General features: G+C 41.9%; 10 protein-coding genes and 3 pseudogenes. 10 read left to right on the forward strand and 3 right to left on the reverse strand.

Features of this window, described 5'->3' with window-relative positions; genetic code table 11:
• Nucleotides 1-145 precede the first annotated feature (145 nt).
• The 3 genes and pseudogenes from RS130_RS12770 (at nucleotide 146) to lysS (ending at nucleotide 3,805) form a co-directional block, all read left to right on the forward strand.
• Complete coding sequence (locus RS130_RS12770; RefSeq protein ID WP_316026258.1) at nucleotides 146-991, forward strand: mechanosensitive ion channel family protein; 846 nt, start codon at nucleotides 146-148, stop codon at nucleotides 989-991.
• A 110-nt stretch (nucleotides 992-1,101) separates the two neighbouring features.
• Nucleotides 1,102-2,200 (forward strand): peptide chain release factor 2 gene (gene prfB / locus RS130_RS12775; protein ID WP_316026259.1). Its coding sequence is split into 2 segments (ribosomal slippage): nucleotides 1,102-1,176 and nucleotides 1,178-2,200, totalling 1,098 coding nucleotides; the frame shifts between segments, so codons are not numbered across the junction.
• A gap of 61 nt (nucleotides 2,201-2,261) precedes the next feature.
• Nucleotides 2,262-3,805: pseudogene (lysS, locus tag RS130_RS12780) on the forward strand (lysine--tRNA ligase).
• A 94-nt stretch (nucleotides 3,806-3,899) separates the two neighbouring features.
• Here lysS and RS130_RS12785 read toward each other — a convergent pair.
• The gene (locus tag RS130_RS12785; protein WP_316026260.1) at nucleotides 3,900-5,255 is read right to left on the reverse strand and encodes a dicarboxylate/amino acid:cation symporter; all 1,356 of its coding nucleotides are present in this window, start codon (nucleotides 5,253-5,255) and stop codon (nucleotides 3,900-3,902) included.
• Between the two features lie 135 nt (nucleotides 5,256-5,390).
• On the opposite strand from RS130_RS12785, the gene RS130_RS12790 reads away from it, so the two are divergent.
• On the forward strand, nucleotides 5,391-7,613 hold the full coding sequence (locus RS130_RS12790) for an Ig-like domain-containing protein (RefSeq protein WP_316026261.1): 2,223 nt from the start codon (nucleotides 5,391-5,393) through the stop codon (nucleotides 7,611-7,613).
• Nucleotides 7,614-7,722: 109 nt separating this feature from the next.
• On the opposite strand, the gene astB is transcribed toward RS130_RS12790, so the two are convergent.
• Entirely contained in the window at nucleotides 7,723-9,066 is a 1,344-nt protein-coding gene (astB, locus tag RS130_RS12795; protein WP_316026262.1) for an N-succinylarginine dihydrolase, read from the reverse strand.
• Nucleotides 9,067-9,426: 360 nt separating this feature from the next.
• On the opposite strand from astB, the pseudogene topA reads away from it, so the two are divergent.
• Nucleotides 9,427-12,067: pseudogene (gene topA / locus RS130_RS12800) on the forward strand (type I DNA topoisomerase).
• A 96-nt stretch (nucleotides 12,068-12,163) separates the two neighbouring features.
• Nucleotides 12,164-12,734: pseudogene (locus RS130_RS12805) on the forward strand (DUF2058 domain-containing protein).
• A gap of 124 nt (nucleotides 12,735-12,858) precedes the next feature.
• On the opposite strand, the gene RS130_RS12810 reads toward RS130_RS12805, so the two are convergent.
• Nucleotides 12,859-14,697 carry a cation:proton antiporter gene (locus RS130_RS12810; RefSeq protein ID WP_316026263.1) on the reverse strand — a complete coding sequence of 613 codons (1,839 nt, stop codon included), beginning with the start codon at nucleotides 14,695-14,697 and terminating at the stop codon, nucleotides 12,859-12,861.
• A 653-nt stretch (nucleotides 14,698-15,350) separates the two neighbouring features.
• Here RS130_RS12810 and RS130_RS12815 point away from each other — a divergent pair.
• From RS130_RS12815 to dnaK, 4 genes are all read left to right on the forward strand, one after another.
• On the forward strand, nucleotides 15,351-15,767 hold the full coding sequence (locus tag RS130_RS12815; RefSeq protein WP_316026264.1) for a hypothetical protein: 417 nt from the start codon (nucleotides 15,351-15,353) through the stop codon (nucleotides 15,765-15,767).
• Nucleotides 15,768-16,063: 296 nt separating this feature from the next.
• Nucleotides 16,064-16,747 carry a haloacid dehalogenase type II gene (locus RS130_RS12820; RefSeq protein WP_428982857.1) on the forward strand — a complete coding sequence of 228 codons (684 nt, stop codon included), beginning with the start codon at nucleotides 16,064-16,066 and terminating at the stop codon, nucleotides 16,745-16,747.
• A gap of 599 nt (nucleotides 16,748-17,346) precedes the next feature.
• Nucleotides 17,347-17,943 carry a nucleotide exchange factor GrpE gene (gene grpE / locus RS130_RS12825; protein ID WP_316026266.1) on the forward strand — a complete coding sequence of 199 codons (597 nt, stop codon included), beginning with the start codon at nucleotides 17,347-17,349 and terminating at the stop codon, nucleotides 17,941-17,943.
• Nucleotides 17,944-18,077: 134 nt separating this feature from the next.
• Nucleotides 18,078-20,009 (forward strand): molecular chaperone DnaK, encoded by a 1,932-nt coding sequence (dnaK, locus tag RS130_RS12830; RefSeq protein ID WP_316026267.1) that lies wholly within the window; start codon nucleotides 18,078-18,080, stop codon nucleotides 20,007-20,009.
• Nucleotides 20,010-20,038 lie beyond the last annotated feature (29 nt).

Raw genomic sequence — 20,038 nt, forward strand, 5'->3', positions numbered from 1 at the left:
GCTTAGGGTCTATTACTATTTTCAGAATATTTTGACTGGTGCCTGTTCCCTGTAAAATTGGCAAAGATAAACGTCGGTTATCTTTGCTTATTCTTGTATAATCCTAATTTTTGAGTGGGGAAATAAGTTGTTATTGGAAAGTGCAATGAGTTGGGTGAAAACGCTTTTTGAAAATCAATTGGTGCTAACGTTTTCGATTACGTTTTTTGCTTTATTGATCAAATATGCTTTGGTTAAATTGTTGCGTAGAAGGGCGGCTTCAAAAGGCGAAGATCGTCGTGACTTAGTGAATAACGTGAAGAACTTTTGGAACTTCGTGTTAATTGTCATGATTTTGAGTATATGGGCCCACGAGATCCAAAAGTTTGCGTTTTCTATTGCGGCTTTTTCAGTGGCGATTGTTTTAGCTACCCGAGAGTTTATTCAATGCGTCATAGGTTTCTTCTATTTAATTTCAACTCGGCCTTTTAGAATTGGCGATTGGATTGAGGTAGATAATTTTGTTGGTGAAGTATCGGCGACCGACTGGATCAAAAGCACTTTGTTAGAAGTGGATCTTAAAACCTATGAGTACACAGGGAAAACGTTATATATCCCCAATAACAAGTTGATCTCTAACCCCATCAAAAACTTAAATTTTCTGAAGCGTTACGCCACTCATAAATTTAAAATTATTCGAGATCAGAGTGTTAATCCTTATGTATTTCTCGATATTATTATTGAAAATGCAAAACAGTTCAGCGCCGACTTTTATGATGTGGCGGCTCGTTACAATCACATGATTGAAAGAAGGCTGGATATCTCAATTGCAGGCCCAGACCCCAAAATTACCATCACAACGACTGAACTGGGCGATACTCAAGTCGAAGTCACCATTTTTTGCCCAACCGAGCGGGCCATTGAATTAGAGCAAGCGATTACTCAAGACTTTCTACAACACTGGCATGCCGTGGCGCACAATAGCGATCCGAATAAGACGTTTAGCCAGTGACGCTATTAATATCATTATTTTGTTGGTGATTTGTCGGCATTTACTGTTATTAACGGCTGAAATCCGCTAAAATCCGCGTCCTTTATTTTTAATTCCTAGTCATAATATTTATGTTTGAAATCAATCCAGTACACAATGCCTTAGTAGATATTAGACAACGCGCGGATTCGCTTCGGGGGTATCTTTGACTACGATCAGAAAAAAGAGCGCCTAGAAGAAGTTAATCGCGAATTAGAGAGTCCCGATGTTTGGAACGAACCAGACAGGGCACAAGCCTTAGGCAAAGAAAAAGTCGCCTTAGAGCTAGTGGTCGACACTATTGTTCAACTAGAATCAGGTTGTGAGGATGTTGAAGGTCTAGTTGAGTTGGCCGTAGAGGCCGAAGATAAAGAGACCTTTGAAGAAGCTGAAGCTGAGTTAGCTGAGCTGATTAAGAAATTAGAAGTGCTTGAATTTAGACGCATGTTTTCTGGCCCCAATGACGCCAATGACGGATATCTTGATATTCAGTCCGGCTCTGGCGGCACAGAAGCCCAAGATTGGGCCAATATGTTGTTGCGCATGTATTTGCGCTGGGGTGAGGCCCATGGCTTTAAAACTGAACTAATCGAAGTTTCCGATGGCGATGTTGCGGGGATCAAGAGTGCCACGATCCGATTCAGTGGTGATTATGCATTTGGTTGGTTACGCACCGAAACTGGCGTACATAGATTAGTCAGAAAATCACCTTTTGATTCGGGTAGTCGACGTCATACCTCATTTGCCTCGGCTTTTGCTTATCCTGAAGTGGATGATGATATCGAAATTGATATCGACCCATCGGACCTGCGCATTGACACCTATCGTGCGTCGGGTGCGGGTGGACAGCACGTTAACCGAACAGATTCTGCGGTACGGATCACCCACGAACCCACCAATATAGTGGTACAGTGCCAAAACGATCGGTCTCAGCATAAAAACAAAGCTCAGGCTATGAAACAGCTAAAAGCGAAATTGTATGAGCATGAAATGCTTAAACAAAATGAAGAAAAACAATCTATGGAAGATGGAAAATCTGACATAGGCTGGGGCAGTCAAATACGCTCTTATGTATTGGATGACTCACGCATTAAAGACTTACGTACTGGGGTAGAAACCAGAAACACTCAAGCCGTACTTGATGGCGACTTGGACAAATTTATTCAAGCCAGTTTAAAATCAGGTTTGTAATTTTACGGTAATTGAATTTACACCACTTTAAAGCAAATAGTACACAAACTCAGGAACACCCATGACAGATAATCAGCAAGACGAAAATAAATTGATTGCAGAGCGCCGAGCGAAACTTTCTCAAATTAGAGAAAACTGCAAATCAAACGGATTCCCTAATGACTTTCGCCGTGAGTTTTATAGCGACGAGTTACAACAAGCGTTTGGTGAGCACGAAAAAGCTGATTTGGAATCGCTAGGTAAAGTGGTCAGTATTGCTGGACGTATTTTGGCCAAGCGCGGGCCATTTTTGTTGTTGCAAGATATGACCGGACGCATACAAGCATACGCAGCAAAAGATACCCAAAAAGACATTAAGGAACGTTACGGTAGCTTAGACATTGGTGATATTATTGGTGTTAAAGGTGAGTTACATAAATCAGGTAAAGGTGATTTATACGTAAACATGGCCGAATATAAGCTTTTAACTAAGTCATTGCGTCCATTACCTGAAAAGTTCCATGGCCTGTCTGATCAAGAAACTAAGTATCGCCAACGTTACGTTGATTTAATCACTAACCAAGAAACTCGTGATACCTTTATGATCCGTAGCAAAGTGGTGAGCGGTATTCGCAACTTTTTGACAGAACGCAATTTTATGGAAGTCGAAACGCCGATGTTGCAGGTTATCCTGGCGGCGCGACTGCAAAACCTTTTACCACGCACCACAATGCGTTAGACATTGATATGTATTTACGTATTGCCCCTGAGTTATACCTAAAGCGCTTAGTGGTAGGTGGATTTGAACGTGTTTTTGAAATAAACCGTAACTTTAGAAATGAAGGATTGTCGACTCGTCATAACCCTGAATTTACCATGTTAGAGTTTTATCAGTCTTATGCTGACTACCACGATTTAATGAACCTAACAGAAGAAATGTTACGTAAAGTCGCGCAAGACGTGCTAGGTACAACCATTATTAAAAACACCACCAAAGATGCCGAAGGCAATGTAGTGAGTGAAGTGAACTATGATTTTGGTCAACCTTTTGCCCGCTTAACTATGAACGAAGCAGTAATCAAATATTGGCCTGAAGCGAATGCTGAAGCCATTAATGATCCTGAAAATCACTTAGCAGAACTTAAAGCTATGGCTAAGCAGTTACATATTAAAGAGCCTGAAGTAGATGGAATTTGGGGTGCGGGTAAATACTTGTGCGAAATATTCGAAGCGACCGCTGAAGAAAAACTAGATCAACCTACTTTTATCACTGCCTATCCTTGGGAAGTGTCGCCATTAGCACGTAGAAACGATGATAACAGTTTTGTTACCGATAGGTTTGAATTCTTCGTTGGTGGACGTGAGTTGGCTAATGGATTCTCGGAGTTAAATGACGCCGAAGATCAAGCGGCTCGTTTCCGTAAACAGGTAGAAGAAAAAGATGCTGGTGACGATGAAGCAATGCATTTTGATGAAGATTATATACGTGCACTTGAGTATGGTCTGCCTCCTACGGCAGGAGAGGGGATTGGTATTGACCGATTGGTGATGTTGTTTACTGACAGCCCAACGATTAAAGATGTGATCTTATTTCCACATATGAAACCAGAAGCCGCTGCTGAGTAAGCACTGGCTGGTTATAAAAAAGGACGCGTAAGCGTCCTTTTTTGTATACTCTTTTTTGTGTATTCTTTAAAACAGAAATACATCTTGCTTACTGCTAATTTCGGATCGTCCCTAAGCTTTCTTCCTCTTTACCTGCCGCACTGTCTTGATATACGTCCTCATCTAATTCACCCTCACTTTTGGCCACTATACAAGCCACCATACAGTCGCCGGTTACATTTACCGCGGTGCGAGTCATATCGAGTAAACGGTCTACACCTAAAATTAAGCCTATGCCTTCAACAGGCAAGCCTACTTGTGTTAGTACCATAGCTAACATGATTAAACCTACACCGGGTACGCCAGCTGTGCCAACTGACGCTAAGGTAGCGGTGAGTATAACCATCATATAGTCACTAAATGCCAAATCTACCGCGTAAACTTGGGCGATAAACACGGTTGCTACACCTTGCATGATCGCCGTGCCATCCATGTTAATGGTTGAACCAAGTGGAATAGTAAACGAAGCAACAGAAGGTTTTACCCCGAGCTTTTTGGTGGCCGTCTCCATAGTAATGGGTAAGGTTGCACTGCTACTTGAAGTACTAAAAGCAAATAAGGCAGCATCGCGCATTTTGAATAACAACAATTTAGGACTGAGTCCACTGAGTAATTTTAAAATGATTGGGTAGGCAATTAAGCCATGGATAAGGAGTACACAGAATACGACTGAAAAATACTTGACTAAGCTGGTGATGGTCTCAAAACCAATGGTAGAAAACAATTTAGCCATTAACACAAACACACCATATGGGGCTAAATTCATTAATATAGTGACTAACTTCATGACAACTACGCTTAAATCGTCAAAAACGCTGGTTAACCTTTTGCCAGCTTCACCACACATTGACATGGCAATACCAAAGAAAACCGAAAACACTATGATCTGCAACATATTACCTTCGGCCATCGCATTAATGGGATTAGTCGGCATCATGTTAATAATGACTTGGCCTAAAGATGGTGCTTGTTTGGCTTCGTATGCGTGTTCAGCTATTAGGTTTAACCCTTCTCCTGGCGATATTAATAGGGCGAAGAACATCGCTGAGCTTATGGCCACAGCAGTGGTGCCAATGTATAAAACAATTGATTTCCCACCTAAACGACCTAGTTTTGAGGGGTCTGATAGACTGGCTGTGCCGCATACCAAAGACACAAACACAAGAGGGACCACCAACATTTTCAAACTGGCGACAAATATTTCTCCCCCTACATTGAATAATCCTTCGACAAATAGCTGATGCATCGAAAGTTGCATACCGAATACGCTAAAAACCAAATCTCCACTATCATCAAATGATAGTTGTAACAAAGTCCCGATGAGAATACCGGCCACCATGCCGATAAAAATTTTTGCTGTTAAACCTAATTTGGCTGTTGTTGGTTGTTGTGGGGGAGTGGTTTCAGTCATGAAAATCCTAAGCTTTGTTATACGTTATTTTTGCTATTGAAATATATTTCTTTCTCAAATCGTTACATAGATTAGCAAGATTGTTTATCAAGCTGAACTAGATTTAGGAGAATTAATCAAAAAAGGATGGAACCTATGAATAAAGCTAATAGAAAATATCGGTGCTATAAAACGCTAGTTGCAGTGATATGTGTACTTAATTTAGTCGCATGTGGAGGTGGCGGCAGTCTTGAACGGGAAGGGGGCGATACAGAAGACCAATCAAATAACGACCATAATGTGGTCACACGTACCGTAGATATGGCATTTACTGAGCTTAAAAGTGGTCAAGCTTCAAAAGAGTTAACGAGTACCAGTGCACTGCGATTGACGACCGCTGTATTTGATTCAAATGGAAACCCGGTCATTGATACTTTAGTGACTTTTACCGTTAGACCAGAGGGCGTCGCTGTGTTTGCCAACGATACTGGTACGGCTCACACTAACAGCCAAGGAGTGGCAACACTGGATATCTTTGTGGGACAACTTTCCGGTGCAGGCGAAATGACAGCCAGTTTAGATTCGGGGGAAACCGCCAATTTAACTTTTGTATCAGCGGGGTCCGCGCAGATCAATCAACAACCTGCCTCTTTAGCATTATTTGCTAGCGCTACTCAACTAGCTTCTAGTGGCTCCGATCAAATTGAATTATTAGCATTGGTTAAAAATGCCAACAACGTGCTGCTAGAAGGTATAGAAGTGATATTTTCGGCAGATGCGGCGGCTAATTTAGCCTTAGTTGATGGTGGAAGTGTATCCGTAACCGGCAAAGACGGTATTGCTAGGGCATTTTTGAGCACCCTGAATAACCCTGAAAATAGACGTATCAATGTGTCTGCTAGCGCTAAGGGCCTGCAACAGACAGAGACATTAGAAGTCCAAGTTGTGGGGAGCGAAATTAATATCAATGGTGCTGCGTCGTTAAGCTTACATGATTCAACTCCCATCACAGTTCATGTCGTTGATTCGGATGGAAAAGGTATCGCTGGGCAAACAGTAACTATGTTTGCGCAAAATGGTCTATTAAGTCATGTAATTGGTACTACCTCAGGATCGGGGCAATTCTCCGTTGATTATACCGCTAGGCGCGCTGGTAATGACACGATAAGGGCTACATCGTTAAACGCCACGGGGAGCTTTCAGCTAGTGGTGCAGCAAGATAGCTTTACATTTAACAGTGAGCCAAATAGTGTTATTGCATTGGCTGATAGTGCCATTTTGTCAATTAAATGGCTGAAAGACAATATGGCGAATGTCGGTGGAAAAGTGACGTTAACTACATCAAGAGGCACTGTCTTGCAGAGCGAATCTGTCACCGATGAAAATGGGCTTGCGAGTTTTACCGTGCAATCCGATAACGCGGGTCTTGCGGCCATGTCAGCCACAGGATGGGATAGCGATACAGAACTAGTAACAGCCACAACCCAAGTAGAGTTCGTAGCGATTGAAGCGGCCAGTATTATGGTTGATGCTACGCCTGATTCGATTGCCCCAAGCGGCCAAACGAGCAGGGTGACAGCCGTAGTGCGAGATCCCAATGGCAATTTAGTGAAAGGTAAGGGAGTGAATTTTGTGGTGCATGATGTCAGTGGTGGCTTTATATCTCCCAGTGAAGGTATAACAGATAGAAGTGGTATTGCTGCTGTGGTGTTTACTTCTAATGCTGTTAGTAGTTACGAGGCCGTAACAGTACAAGCAACTGTGATAGACACCCCACAGGTAATGGGCGTTGCGACATTGACTGTGGGGGATCGTGCTTTTGATATTTCAATTGGCACAGGCCGTTTGTTAGAGGTCGCAGGACAATCTAGTTATGCAAAGGAATTTACAGTTTTTGTTACCGATCCAGACTCAAACCCAGTAGCAAATGCAGCCATGAGCTTTTCCGCGCCCCCAGTCAAATTTATCGATGGTGGCATCTATAAAAAAGGCTCGTGGCTATGGGACGAGTTAGATGAAATTTGGTATCAAAATATAGCCGTATCTTGTGCCAACGAAGACATTAATGGCAACGGAATTCTGGATGAGGGCGAAGATACCAATCAAGACGGCCTATTGACCCCGGGTAATGTGGTGTCTATTCCACCCAATACTGTGACCGATAGTAATGGCCAAACCCTAGTGAATATTCTATATGCGAAGCAATTTGGTGGGTGGGCAGAAGTTGAAGTGACCGTAAAAGCGCAGTCAGCTGGTAGCGAATCGGCAGAAAGTCAGAGTTTCTTACTGCCAATTGCCGTCGCAGATTTAACGGTTGAAGGTTCTTCTCCACCTAACAGCCCTTATGGCGTTGGGCCAAACTGTACCGACACTCATTGAATTGGCGAAAAGCGCATAACGTGCAGAGCTTTGCGCTGAAATACAACCGAAAAACTAACACCAAGGCCAATAAATGAATAGGTACATCGTTATTTATTGGTACTTGGTTTTACACTTGCTGAAAGGGATAAACGGCACCCAACTGTAAAATTTGAGTGAGTTGATCTAACGCCGTGCGAGATTCGACTAATAATTGAGGATCCCTTAGATCGTCTACACTTAATTCATCACGATAGTGTTTATCCACCCAATGATTCAAAGTGTCAAATTGCTTGTCATTCATCAAAGTATTAGGGTTAACTGCGGCCCGTTCCTGCTCTGTCATGGCTACTCGCAATCGTAAACACGCTGGTCCGCCACCATTACGCATACTTTGTTTTACATCAAAATATTTCACTTCTTTAATGGGAGTATTTTGCTCTACTAACTTCGCTAAATAGTGGGATACAGCTTGGTTTTCTTGACAGTTTGATGGCGCAATTATGGCCATGTGACCATCGGCCAATGTAACTATTTGGGTATTGAATAAGTAGGTGCTTATGGCATCTTGCACACTCACTTCATCACTATTTACGCAGATTAGGTGTAAATCTTTATCACCAAATTTTTGTCGAATCTGTTGTAAGACCGAAGCTGAATCTAAGAATGCTTGCTGGTGATAAAATAAGACATTTTGGTTGCCCACAGATATGACATCGTTGTGAAATACACCTTGGTCTATTAGCGCTGGATTTTGCTGAATGTAGACCACATTTTCGTCTTTCAATCCATGTAATCTAGCCACTGCTTGAGAGGCCTCAATAGTTTGTCTGGCGGGAAATTTCGTGGGCGCAGGTTTGCTATTGTCAAAGGCATGTTTTCCGTATACAAAAATTTCTAAACCCTGCTCTCCATAGGCGTTGCATAGCCGAGTATGATTAGCGGCGCCTTCATCCCCAAAATGATCATTATCGGGTAAATGTTGGTGGTGTGAAAAGTACCTATCATCGTTAAAGGTGGCTTGCAGAATATTCCCCGTGACTTGAGGCTCAATTGAGCGATGAAATTTATTGGTCAGATTAGCCGGCGTAAAATGAATTTTGCCGTCTTTAGTATCGGCACTGGGCGATACGGTTGCGGCATTGGCTGTCCACATGCTTGATGCTGAGCAACAAGCCTGAAAAATAGCCGGTGCTTGTGTTGCGGCCGCAAACAAAACGTCAGCATCAGTGCCACTGAAGCCTAATCGTCTCAAGGAATTAACGTCAGGGCGCTCCTGTGGTGCCAGAATGCCTTGAACTAACCCTAGGTCAGCTAGGGCCTTCATTTTCTTTAATCCTTGCTTAGCAGCCTGTTTAGGGCTGCTCAAGGCACTGGCATTATTTAGTGACGCCACATTGCCATAAGACAAGCCCGCATAGTTGTGGGTAGGACCGACCAAACCATCAAAATTTGCTTCAAAATGTTGTGTCATTTCAACCTCTTGGTAATCATTTTATCATTCATCAATACGTCAACAAATTTGCATCCTAAGCCTTAAGTGAAAGATTAATCATTTAATGACCTAAGTAAGCAATATTTGGTTAGTCGGCGTTAGATAATTTGTTAAGTATTTGGCTATTATACTGTTTTTGTTATCGCTGCCAATCTTGATGGTTAAAAAACAAACAGAATCTGCACTCTTCAAATGAAGAATATTGGATAACTATGAAGAAGAACTTGTTTTCTATTCATTTTGTCGATATATGTAAAAAAGCATTTTTGATAAGCCGAATAGCAATACTGCTGGCTTATTGTATAAAAACCTATATTAATCAAAGGTTAAAACCAATTTATGGCAAAATCTCTAGTCATTGTCGAGTCACCGGCAAAGGCAAAAACAATTAATAAATATCTCGGCAAAAATTTTGTCGTTAAATCGAGTGTGGGGCATGTACGAGACCTCCCTCACAAAGCTGTGGGCAAAGTTGCGCCTAAAAAACCAGCAAAAGAATTGAAACTTCTGTCCGATAAAAAGCGCTCGAATTACTTGAAAGAATATGAATATAAGAAGTTAGTTGATCGTATGGGCATCGACCCTAAGAATGATTGGCAAGCGCATTATGATGTACTTGAAGGTAAAGAAAAAGTCGTTAACGAGCTAAAAAAATTAGCCAAAAACGCTGACACCGTTTATCTCGCAACGGATTTGGATAGAGAAGGGGAAGCCATTGCTTGGCATCTCAGAGAACTGATTGACGAGCCTGAGTAAAGAATTTCAGCGAGTGGTGTTCAATGAAATCACCCAAAATGCGATTCAAGAGGCCTTTGCGGCACCGACTGAACTCAATATTGAAATGGTCAATGCCCAACAAGCTAGGCGTTTTCTAGACCGCGTTGTGGGTTTTATGGTGTCGCCTTTATTGTGGAAAAAAGTGGCCCGAGGATTGTCTGCAGGTCGCGTGCAATCAGTTGCCGTGAGGTTGGTGGTTGAACGTGAACGAGAAATCAAAGCTTTTGTTCCTGAAGAATTTTGGGATGTTCACGCTGATCTAGATACCCAAGACAAAACCAACTTGCGCATGTTGGTCGCCAAAGAAAATGGTGCGGCCTTTAAACCGGTCAATAAGCAGCAGGCAGACAAAGCCCTAGCCGTGCTTAAAAATGCCACTTATCAGGTGGTGAGTCGTGAATCACGACCGACCCAAAGCAAACCAAGTGCGCCTTTTATTACATCTACTTTGCAGCAAGCAGCGAGTACCCGTTTAGGCTTTGGTGTTAAGAAAACCATGATGATGGCACAACGCTTATACGAAGCCGGTCACATCACTTATATGCGTACTGATTCAACCAATTTAAGTGCTGAAGCAGTAGACAGTTGTCGAGAGTATATCGCTGATAATTTCGGGTCTAAATATTTTCCAGAAAACCCCATTAAGTACGGTAGCAAAGAAGGGGCACAAGAGGCACACGAAGCTATTCGTCCTTCTAATGTGTTACTTAAATCTGAGTCGATAAGCGAAGTAGAGCGTGATGCTCAGCGTTTATACGAGTTGATTTGGCGTCAGTTTGTTGCTTGTCAAATGACTAACGCTAAGTACGATGCCAGTACTATCCGCGTGAAAGCAGATGAGTTTGAATTAACTGCCAAAGGTCGTGTTTTAAAATTTGATGGTTGGACTAAAGTTCAAAATCCGCAGCGTAAAAAAGGCGACGAAGATTTTCTCTTGCCTGATGTAAAAGAAGGGGATGCGCTGGCGCTTAAAGCGTTAGATCCTAAACAACATTTTACTAAGCCAGTGGCCAGGTTTAATGAAGCATCATTGGTTAAAGAATTGGAAAAACGAGGTATAGGTCGACCTTCAACTTATGCCAGTATTATTTCAACTATCCAAGATCGTGGTTATGCTCGCATTGAAAACAAGCGTTTCTATGCCGAGAAAATGGGCGAAATCGTAAACGATCGTTTGCTAGAGAACTTTGATGATTTAATTAGCTATGATTTCACCGCCAACATGGAGCAAAAGCTCGATGATGTTGCTGATGGCAAAGTATTATGGAAACAAGTTTTAAACGAATTCTATGATGATTTTGAACAAAAATTAGCCCTCGCTGAACAACCACCGGAAGATGGTGGTATGCGGTTAAATCAGGCTGTACCTACCGATATTGAGTGCCCCAAATGTGGTCGTCCAATGAACGTACGTACCGCCAGTACAGGCGTGTTTTTAGGCTGTTCGGGTTATAATTTACCGCCTAAAGAGCGTTGTACTGGGACCCGAAATTTAACGTCTGGTGACGAAGTCGTTAAGGTGGATGACGAAGAAGAGTTAGAGACCGAATTATTACGTTCTAAGCGACGTTGCCATGTTTGCGGTACGGCTATGGATAGTTACTTAGTAGACGAAAACCGTAAACTTCATGTTTGTGGTAATACTCCGACTTGTGAAGGGGTAGAGATCGAAGAGGGGACCTTCAAAATTAAGGGTTACGAAGGGCCCATTATTGAATGCGATAAATGTCAATCTGATATGGAACTCAAAAATGGTCGCTTTGGCAAATACTTTGGTTGCACCAACGAAGAATGTAAGAACACCCGTAAGTTACTGAGAAACGGTGAAGCCGCGCCACCTAAGGAAGATCCAACAGATTTACCAGAATTAGAATGCGTTAAATCGGATGCCCACTTTGTACTAAGAGATGGTGCGTCTGGTATCTTTTTAGCGGCGCATAATTTCCCTAAATCTAGAGAAACTCGTGCACCTAAAGTGGAAGAGTTAGCGCGTTTTAGAGATCGTATTTCTCCTAAGTTTCATTACTTAGCTGATGCGCCTGCGGCAGATCCAGATGGTAGCCCGACTATTGTTCGTTATAGCCGTAAAACGAAACAACAATATGTCATGTCAGAGAAGGAAGATGGCAAGGCATCAGGTTGGTCTGCTTGGTATACTGACGGTAAATGGCAAGCTGAAGATAAGCGTAAAAAGCCAAAATAGCTTACGCACAGAGTGCTTTACTTGATACTATTTAATACGGCAGCTTAGGCTGCCGTCTTTATTTTTACGTTACGATTCAATTTAATGGCATAAATTATGGCACTTTCTCTTCAAGAACAATTACTTAAAGCAGGTTTAGCGGATAAGAAAAAAGCTAAGCAAGTTAGACAACAAAAGCACAAGCAAGCAAAAGCTAAAAAAAATCATAACCTGAGTAGAAACCAACGAAGCTAAATTGGCGGCCGAAAAAGTAGCTGAAGCCAAAAAGGCCAAAGACCGAGAGCTCAATCAACAAGCGAAAATCGAGGCTGAGAAAAAAGCCATTGTTGCGCAAATTAAACAACTGATCGAAACCAACGCCCAAGCTAAAACAGCTGGCTCAAGAGGCGAAGATGACGTGGTGTGTAACTTCACCGACGGCACATTAATAAAGCGCATGTATGTAAGCCCTGCAGTACAAAAGCAAATAAGCCAGGGTAAATTGGCCGTGGTAAAGCTGGGAGAAGGTTACGAGTTAGTGCCGATGCCAGTAGCAAATAAAATTGCCGAGCGCGACGAAGCAAGTGTGGTCTATCGAGCTGACAATATCAGCGAAGAAGATCAAAAAAGCAGTGAAGAAGATGACTGGTACGGTGATTATGAAATCCCCGATGATTTAAGTTGGTAAGCATCATACTATTTCAGCAATAGAAAGGCGCAAATCTGGCCATAGTCGTGTGAATTGGATGGCCTGAAAAATAGCTGCAACAATAGGCTCACCATCGTTGGTGAGCCTATGTTTTAGTGCTAGTTTAATTGCTATTCTTTTGCTCATCGATAGCTAATTTATCTAGCTGTTCTATTTCGTTATTTTGTTTAATTAAGCTTACAATCCGCCAATCCGCTTTGGGGCTAATTTTACTGGAAGTGGTGTACATGTGAACGCGGCCTTTCGGCTCGATGGCACACAAAAGCAATAGCCGGCCGTTGTACTGTTCAGTATAGTGTTCAAAGGTAAACTCTTCAGAAATACGGGTGGTTTTTATTGTTCCGCCTTTGTTCATGTAACCCGTTAACTTGCCGTAGTTCATGTTTTTGGCGAACAAGCCTAGTTTTTCCGCATAAGATTCTGATATTTGGTGACTGGTGAGTTTTTTATTTTCATTGTCACTTAATCCTAATACCGAACCTTTACCTATTTGATGTTCAAAGTGATAAGTCACTAAAGGGTTGAGTTGTTTGTAGGGTGACATAACCAGCACAGTGCCATACAAAGAAAGCTCCATGGTACGTGATGCGTGTTCAGAAGTAGGGTTACCAAAATAGCTGGGGATCCCTTCCATACGGGCTTCGCTAATCGCATCCCAGTTAGTATCTGCAATACATACTGTCACATCTTGCTTGATCATTTCTTTGGCGAAAAAGCGAGCGAATTTTCCGCCGCCAAATATTAAAAAGCCATGAGGGGGAGGTGCTCGTAACCCTAAATACTTGGCCACACTAACAGAGGTTAAGCTTTGTAAAACTACGGTACAAATAATCACTAAAAATACCATGGGTACTAAAGATTCTATTTGTGCATAGTTCAATACCTCTAATTTTAAAGCAAACAATGCGGACACGGCAGCGGCCACTATACCTCTGGGAGCAATCCAGCTAAGTAGAGCAACCTCTTGCCACTTCAATCCTGTACCAATAGAGGAAATAATCACTGAAACCGGACGAGCAACGAAAATGATACCAATTAATACCACTATTGAGCCCCAGCCAAGGGCTAAAATGGCGTCTAACTGAATACGAGAGGCAAGAATGATAAACAAGCCGGAAATTAATAAAACACTCAGGGTTTCTTTAAACTCCAAAATGCCATCGACATCTACCCGTTTCATATTGGCCAACCACATGCCCATAACAGTAACGGTTAGTAACCCTGACTCGTGAGCAATTAGATTGGAGCCTTCAAAGGCTCCAAGCATTAGGGTTAACACTGCAGTGTTGATTAAGTAGTGCGGAATGATGTTATTTCTCAGTAACACGCCCATTAAGTAGCCGAACAAGGCTCCAAACCCTATGCCCACAGATACGGTTAAGGCAAAGGCAAAAAGAGTATGGCTTAAGGCATCTTGAGTAGAAATAATGTATTCAAAGACCAATACTGCTAATAACGCGCCAACTGGATCTATGATGATCCCTTCCCAGCGCAATATATTCGAAATTTTACTGTTTGGTCTAACTGTTCGCAGCATAGGTACAATTACAGTTGGGCCGGTCACTGTGACTATTGCGCCAAATAAGAAGGCCATTTGCCAAGACATGCCCAAACCAAAATGTGCAATGGGTGAGACAATCAGCCAAGTGATAAGCGCCCCAACAGTACACATGTTACGGACCATTGAGCCATGACCACTTAAGTCGCCACGTTTCAGGGTCAATGCACCTTCAAATAAAATGATTGCCACCGACAACGACACTATAGGGAAGAGTAAATCTCCAAGCAATAAGTCAGGATCCATTATCCCAGTCACTGGGCCGACAACTAAGCCCGCAACTAGCAAAGGTAAAATAGCGGGGAGTTTAACTTTATAAGCAAAAAACTGGCACGCAATAGAGATAAGCCCTACTGCGACTAACAAAATGATAGGATCGCTCAAAACGACACCTTATTTAATAGACTTGAGATATAGCGATCAGAGCACATGCTTAATCCCTAGATCAATATCTAATCGATAATAACTGCAAATAAGCTGAATTATAAATAAGCTGCGCCTCTCGGTTACGAGGTTTTTGTGATTGATTGCGTCGCACTCATTAGCAATAGCCGACTATTACCTGCGAACAACCGCCTGGTTAGACAGGCAATATTTCGTTAACCAGGGAGTACTAACGTCAAATCAACTAAGGTGGCCTGTCGCGGGCGGCTAAACCTAGTATTTCGCCAAATAATACCATCCATATTGATAAGTGATCTCTGTAAATACATTCAGCGATTTTTGCACAAGGCGTTGGTAGGTAGAAATGGTTGCTTGAACCACATATTAATTCAAAACGGCCGTTCAAGCGCCTTGGTCAAGCACATGTAAACTCTCGTTGAGTGGCTACTTATCATTTCTGATTGATATAATGCTATTTACCTCGTTATGTATGAGTTTGGTCTTGTTGAGGTAATTAATTCACTATTCTATGCAATAAATCTCAATCTACACGGTCTTTTGCAATATCTGAGCGTAGTTCAGTGCGAGTTGTTTATGCATTAATCAGCTCTGTTTTCAATTAACTTTTATAAATTTACAATCAAGGATTTTTCATGAGTCAAGTGCTTTCTAGTTCTCAACTTTCTCGCATACAGTGGTCTTTATTGGCGCTTCGAGTTGGGGTGTTTATCGTTATGTTTGTGTGGACTTTAGACAAGTTTATCAATCCTGATCACAGTATCAAAATTTTTGAAAAGTTTTACTCCATATCTGGACTGGCCGAAAACATTGCTTATTTACTCGGGGTTGTGCAACTGGTTGTAGTGCTGTCTTTTTTGATTGGCTTTAAAAAGCGTATTACCTACGGCCTGATTTTTATTATGCACGGCGGCTCGACTTTGTCAGCATTAGGTCATTACTTTGACCCTTTCAACAATTTATTGTTCTTTGCCGCTTGGCCAATGTGGGCGGCGTGTTTAGCGTTGTATTTATTGCGTGATCTCGACACTAAATACTCTGTAACAAAGTAACGTTAATATTTGTCCAAAAAGACAAAATGATCCCTTAGAATATCGAGGTGTTAAGCTAAATTATTTATTTAATGGGCACCTCGCTGAACGTCTAGGTTTTTATTGCCGCGCTTAAAACCAGTGAAGCTGGTTTGCGTGGTAAACCGCGGTTAGTTTACTGGCTATCAATTCAATATTTTATTTTTCAACTTTTCAAATAAGAGCAAATTATGTACCTAAACAAAAGCATGGGGTTTATCAAACTTAGCTATCTATTTATTTTCTTACTTGGAGGTGTTTTTGTGAGTCAATCTGCAATGAGTCAAGCAGTGGTGAAACCCAAAGTGATCATTTTTGATGTCAACGAAACCTTACTCGATTTAGAAACCATGCGTACTTCAATTGGCAAGGTACTAAACGGAAATGAAAATCTTACTGCCTTATGGTTTTCAACCATGTTACACCATTCATTAGTCACAACAGTAACCGGCGACTATCAAGATTTCGGTAAAATTGGTGTAGCCGCTTTACAAATGGTTGCCCAAAATGAAGGAATAGCCATTAGCCAAGAGCAGGCTGTAACGGCAATTAAAACGCCTTTATTGTCTTTGCCAGCGCATCCGGATGTAAAAGCAGGCCTAGCTGCTTTAAAAGCTCAGGGCTATAAAATTGTTAGTTTAACTAATTCTTCGAATAACGGCGTTAAAACTCAATTTGCCAATGCGGGGTTGACTGACTTTTTTGATCTGCGCCTTAGCATAGAAGATATTAAAATCTACAAACCTGATTTACGCGCTTATGCTTGGGCATTGAATAAATTGGCTATTAAGCCTGAAGAAGCATTAATGGTCGCCGCTCATGGCTGGGATGTCGCAGGGGCTAAAGCGGCGGGTCTGCAAACTGCGTTTGTGGCTCGTCCTAAAAAGGCGCTATACCCATTGGCTACCAAGCCAGACTATATTGTCAAAGACTTAAACGAGTTGGTGAAGCGTTTGAAGTAAGCGAGAGGGCTGCTCGTTAACCTTAATAAGTAATACCAACGCTAATCAATAAGTTATCGGTCATGGCAAGGCCTGAGTGATTTTCCACTCGGTTAACGGTATTTGACAGGGAATAATCATGCCTGTACACCCTCTGCTTGTCCAAGAACCGTTGGTTTATTTTGAATCATAGTTAATCCTAGCTCCTGGATAAGTCTAACCTCTCGATAGCGCTCTTTTTGTGTCTAGCTTAAACAATACTTCTTATCCAGAACTCAGGTTAGTTATTTAATGGCGTTGGTAAAATGTCAGAACGCTCAGCAGTCAATAGGCTGCTGTTCTATATTGTTAATATCCCACTAAATGTATTTGCTGAGCTTCCCTTTGGTCGGTGTCAACTTTTCTGTTCAACATGAGATCACTGTTAACGCCCACATATGAAAACAGCGCAATTAAGGCGAACCCCGCGGTTTATGGCCAATTTTGCTGATAATTTTCATTAGTTTTAAATAAACTGATAAATCCACACAATTAGTGCTTGAATTGCATTTTTCCATCCCCATTCTACCCAGCAATCAGTAATTTATATTGTTATTAGCCGGATAAAGGCGGAGGAATTCATGAGTGATGAAAAACAATCTCCTGAAGAGATAGTTGAACAACAAGATGTAGAACAGAATGTTGAAGAAGTAGCAGAAGAGTTAACTGAAGATCAACAGCGTATAGTTGAATTAGAAGCCGCTGTTGTTGCTGCAGAAACAAAACTGACAGAGCAAAAAGATTCTGTGATGCGTGCCATTGCTGACGCCGACAATTCACGTAAACGTGCTGAAGGCGAAATAGATAAAGCGCGCAAATATGCGCTAGAAAAATTTGCCGGGGAATTGCTACCTGTAGCAGACAACTTAGAGCGTGCTCTACAAGTGGCTAATCCAGAAGATGAAGCAATTAAGCCAATTCTTGATGGGGTTGATTTAACACTTAAATCTTTTGTCAATACCATTGAAAAATTCGGAATGAAGATCATTGATCCACAAGGACAACCTTTCAATCCTGACCAACATCAAGCTATGTCGATGCAAGAAAATGCAGAACTACCACCTAACACTGTGTTGGCGGTAATGCAAAAAGGCTACGAAATAAACGGACGCTTATTACGTCCAGCCATGGTGATGGTAACGCGCGCGCCAGATGGTGGTGTTGACGTAGAAGCCTAATCCTTCATTTTGGTGAATGATTAGCGAAAATAATGACGATTTTGTGAAGGTTTTTTTAATTCGAATGTTGAAAAACAGAATAATAACCCCACAAAGTGTACAAGCTTTTAAGAAAATTTTTTGGAGAAAAACTAATGGGTAGAATCATTGGAATCGATTTAGGTACTACTAACTCATGTGTAGCAGTATTAGATGGCGACAAAGCCAAAGTTATTGAAAATGCAGAAGGGGATCGTACCACACCTTCAATCATCGCTTATAGCCAAGACGGTGAAATTTTAGTCGGTCAACCTGCTAAGCGTCAGGCTGTAACCAACCCACAAAATACATTATTCGCTATCAAGCGTTTAATTGGTCGTCGTTTTGATGACAAAGAAGTACAACGTGACATCGATATTATGCCTTTTAGCATAGTGAAAGCAGACAATGGCGATGCTTGGGTAGAAACAAAAGGCGAAAAAATGGCACCGCCGCAAATTTCTGCCGAAGTATTGAAAAAGATGAAGAAAACCGCTGAAGATTATCTAGGCGAAGAAGTAACAGCTGCCGTTATTACTGTTCCTGCTTACTTTAACGATTCACAACGTCAAGCGACTAAAGATGCTGGTCGTATTGCTGGTCTTGAAGTAAAACGTATTATCAACGAGCCAACTGCCGCTGCACTTGCATACGGTATGGACAAGAAAAAAGGCGACAGTGTGGTTGCGGTTTATGACTTAGGTGGTGGTACGTTTGATATCTCTATCATCGAAATCGACGAAGCTGATGGTGAGCACACGTTTGAAGTACTAGCGACCAATGGTGACACACACTTAGGTGGTGAAGATTTCGATAACAAAGTAATTAACTACTTAGTTGAAGAATTCAAGAAAGACTCAGGCATGGACTTGCGTAAAGATCCATTAGCGATGCAACGTCTTAAAGAAGCTGGTGAAAAAGCGAAGATTGAACTTTCTTCTGCTCAACAGACAGAAGTGAACCTGCCTTACATCACAGCTGACGCGTCTGGTCCTAAGCATTTAACAATTAAATTGACGCGTGCAAAACTAGAATCACTTGTTGAAGACATGGTTAAAGCAACACTTGAGCCACTTAAACAAGCGCTAGCTGATGCAGATTTATCAGTAGGTGATATCAACGATATTATTTTGGTTGGTGGTCAAACACGTATGCCACTTGTACAAAAACAAGTCACTGAATTCTTCGGTAAAGAGCCACGTAAAGATGTGAACCCTGACGAAGCTGTTGCTGTAGGTGCAGCAATCCAAGGTGGCGTATTATCGGGTGATGTGAAAGACGTATTGTTACTTGATGTAACGCCTCTGTCTTTAGGTATCGAAACTATGGGTGGTGTTATGACTGCTCTTATCGAGAAAAACACAACCGTACCGACTAAAAAGTCTCAAACGTTCTCAACTGCTGAAGATAACCAGTCTGCTGTGACTATTCACGTATTACAAGGTGAGCGTAAACAAGCATCTGGTAATAAATCTCTAGGTCAATTTAACCTAGAAGGTATTCGTGCCGCTCAACGTGGTGCGCCACAGATTGAAGTCACATTTGATATCGACGCCGATGGTATTTTACATGTATCTGCGAAAGATAAAGACACAGGTAAAGAGCAAAAAATTACTATTAAAGCCTCTTCTGGTTTGAGTGATGAAGAAGTAGAACAAATGGTTCAAGATGCTGAAGCAAATAAAGATGCTGATGCTAAGTTTGAAGAACTAGTTCAAGCTCGTAACCAAGCCGACGGTATGATCCACGGCACGCGTAAGCAAGTTGAAGAAGCTGGCGATGCGTTAAGTGAAGAAGACAAAGCAGAAATTGAAACGGCTGTTGTTGCCCTTGAAGAAGCGGTGAAAGAAGGCGACAAAGAAGCCATCGAAGCAAAAACTCAAGAGTTAATTCAAGCATCAGCTAAGTTGATGGAAGTGGCACAAGCTAAAGCGGCTGCTGAAGGCGCAGCTGGTGGTCCAGAAGCGACAGATGCAGGTGCTAAACCACAAAATGATGATGTGGTAGACGCTGAGTTTGAAGAAGTGAAAGAAGACGATAAAAAGTAATCTAGTTCACTTTGATGGCCTGTAAGTTT

Source organism: Paraglaciecola aquimarina, from assembly GCF_032464635.1.
Taxonomy (GTDB): Bacteria; Pseudomonadota; Gammaproteobacteria; order Enterobacterales; family Alteromonadaceae; genus Paraglaciecola; species Paraglaciecola aquimarina.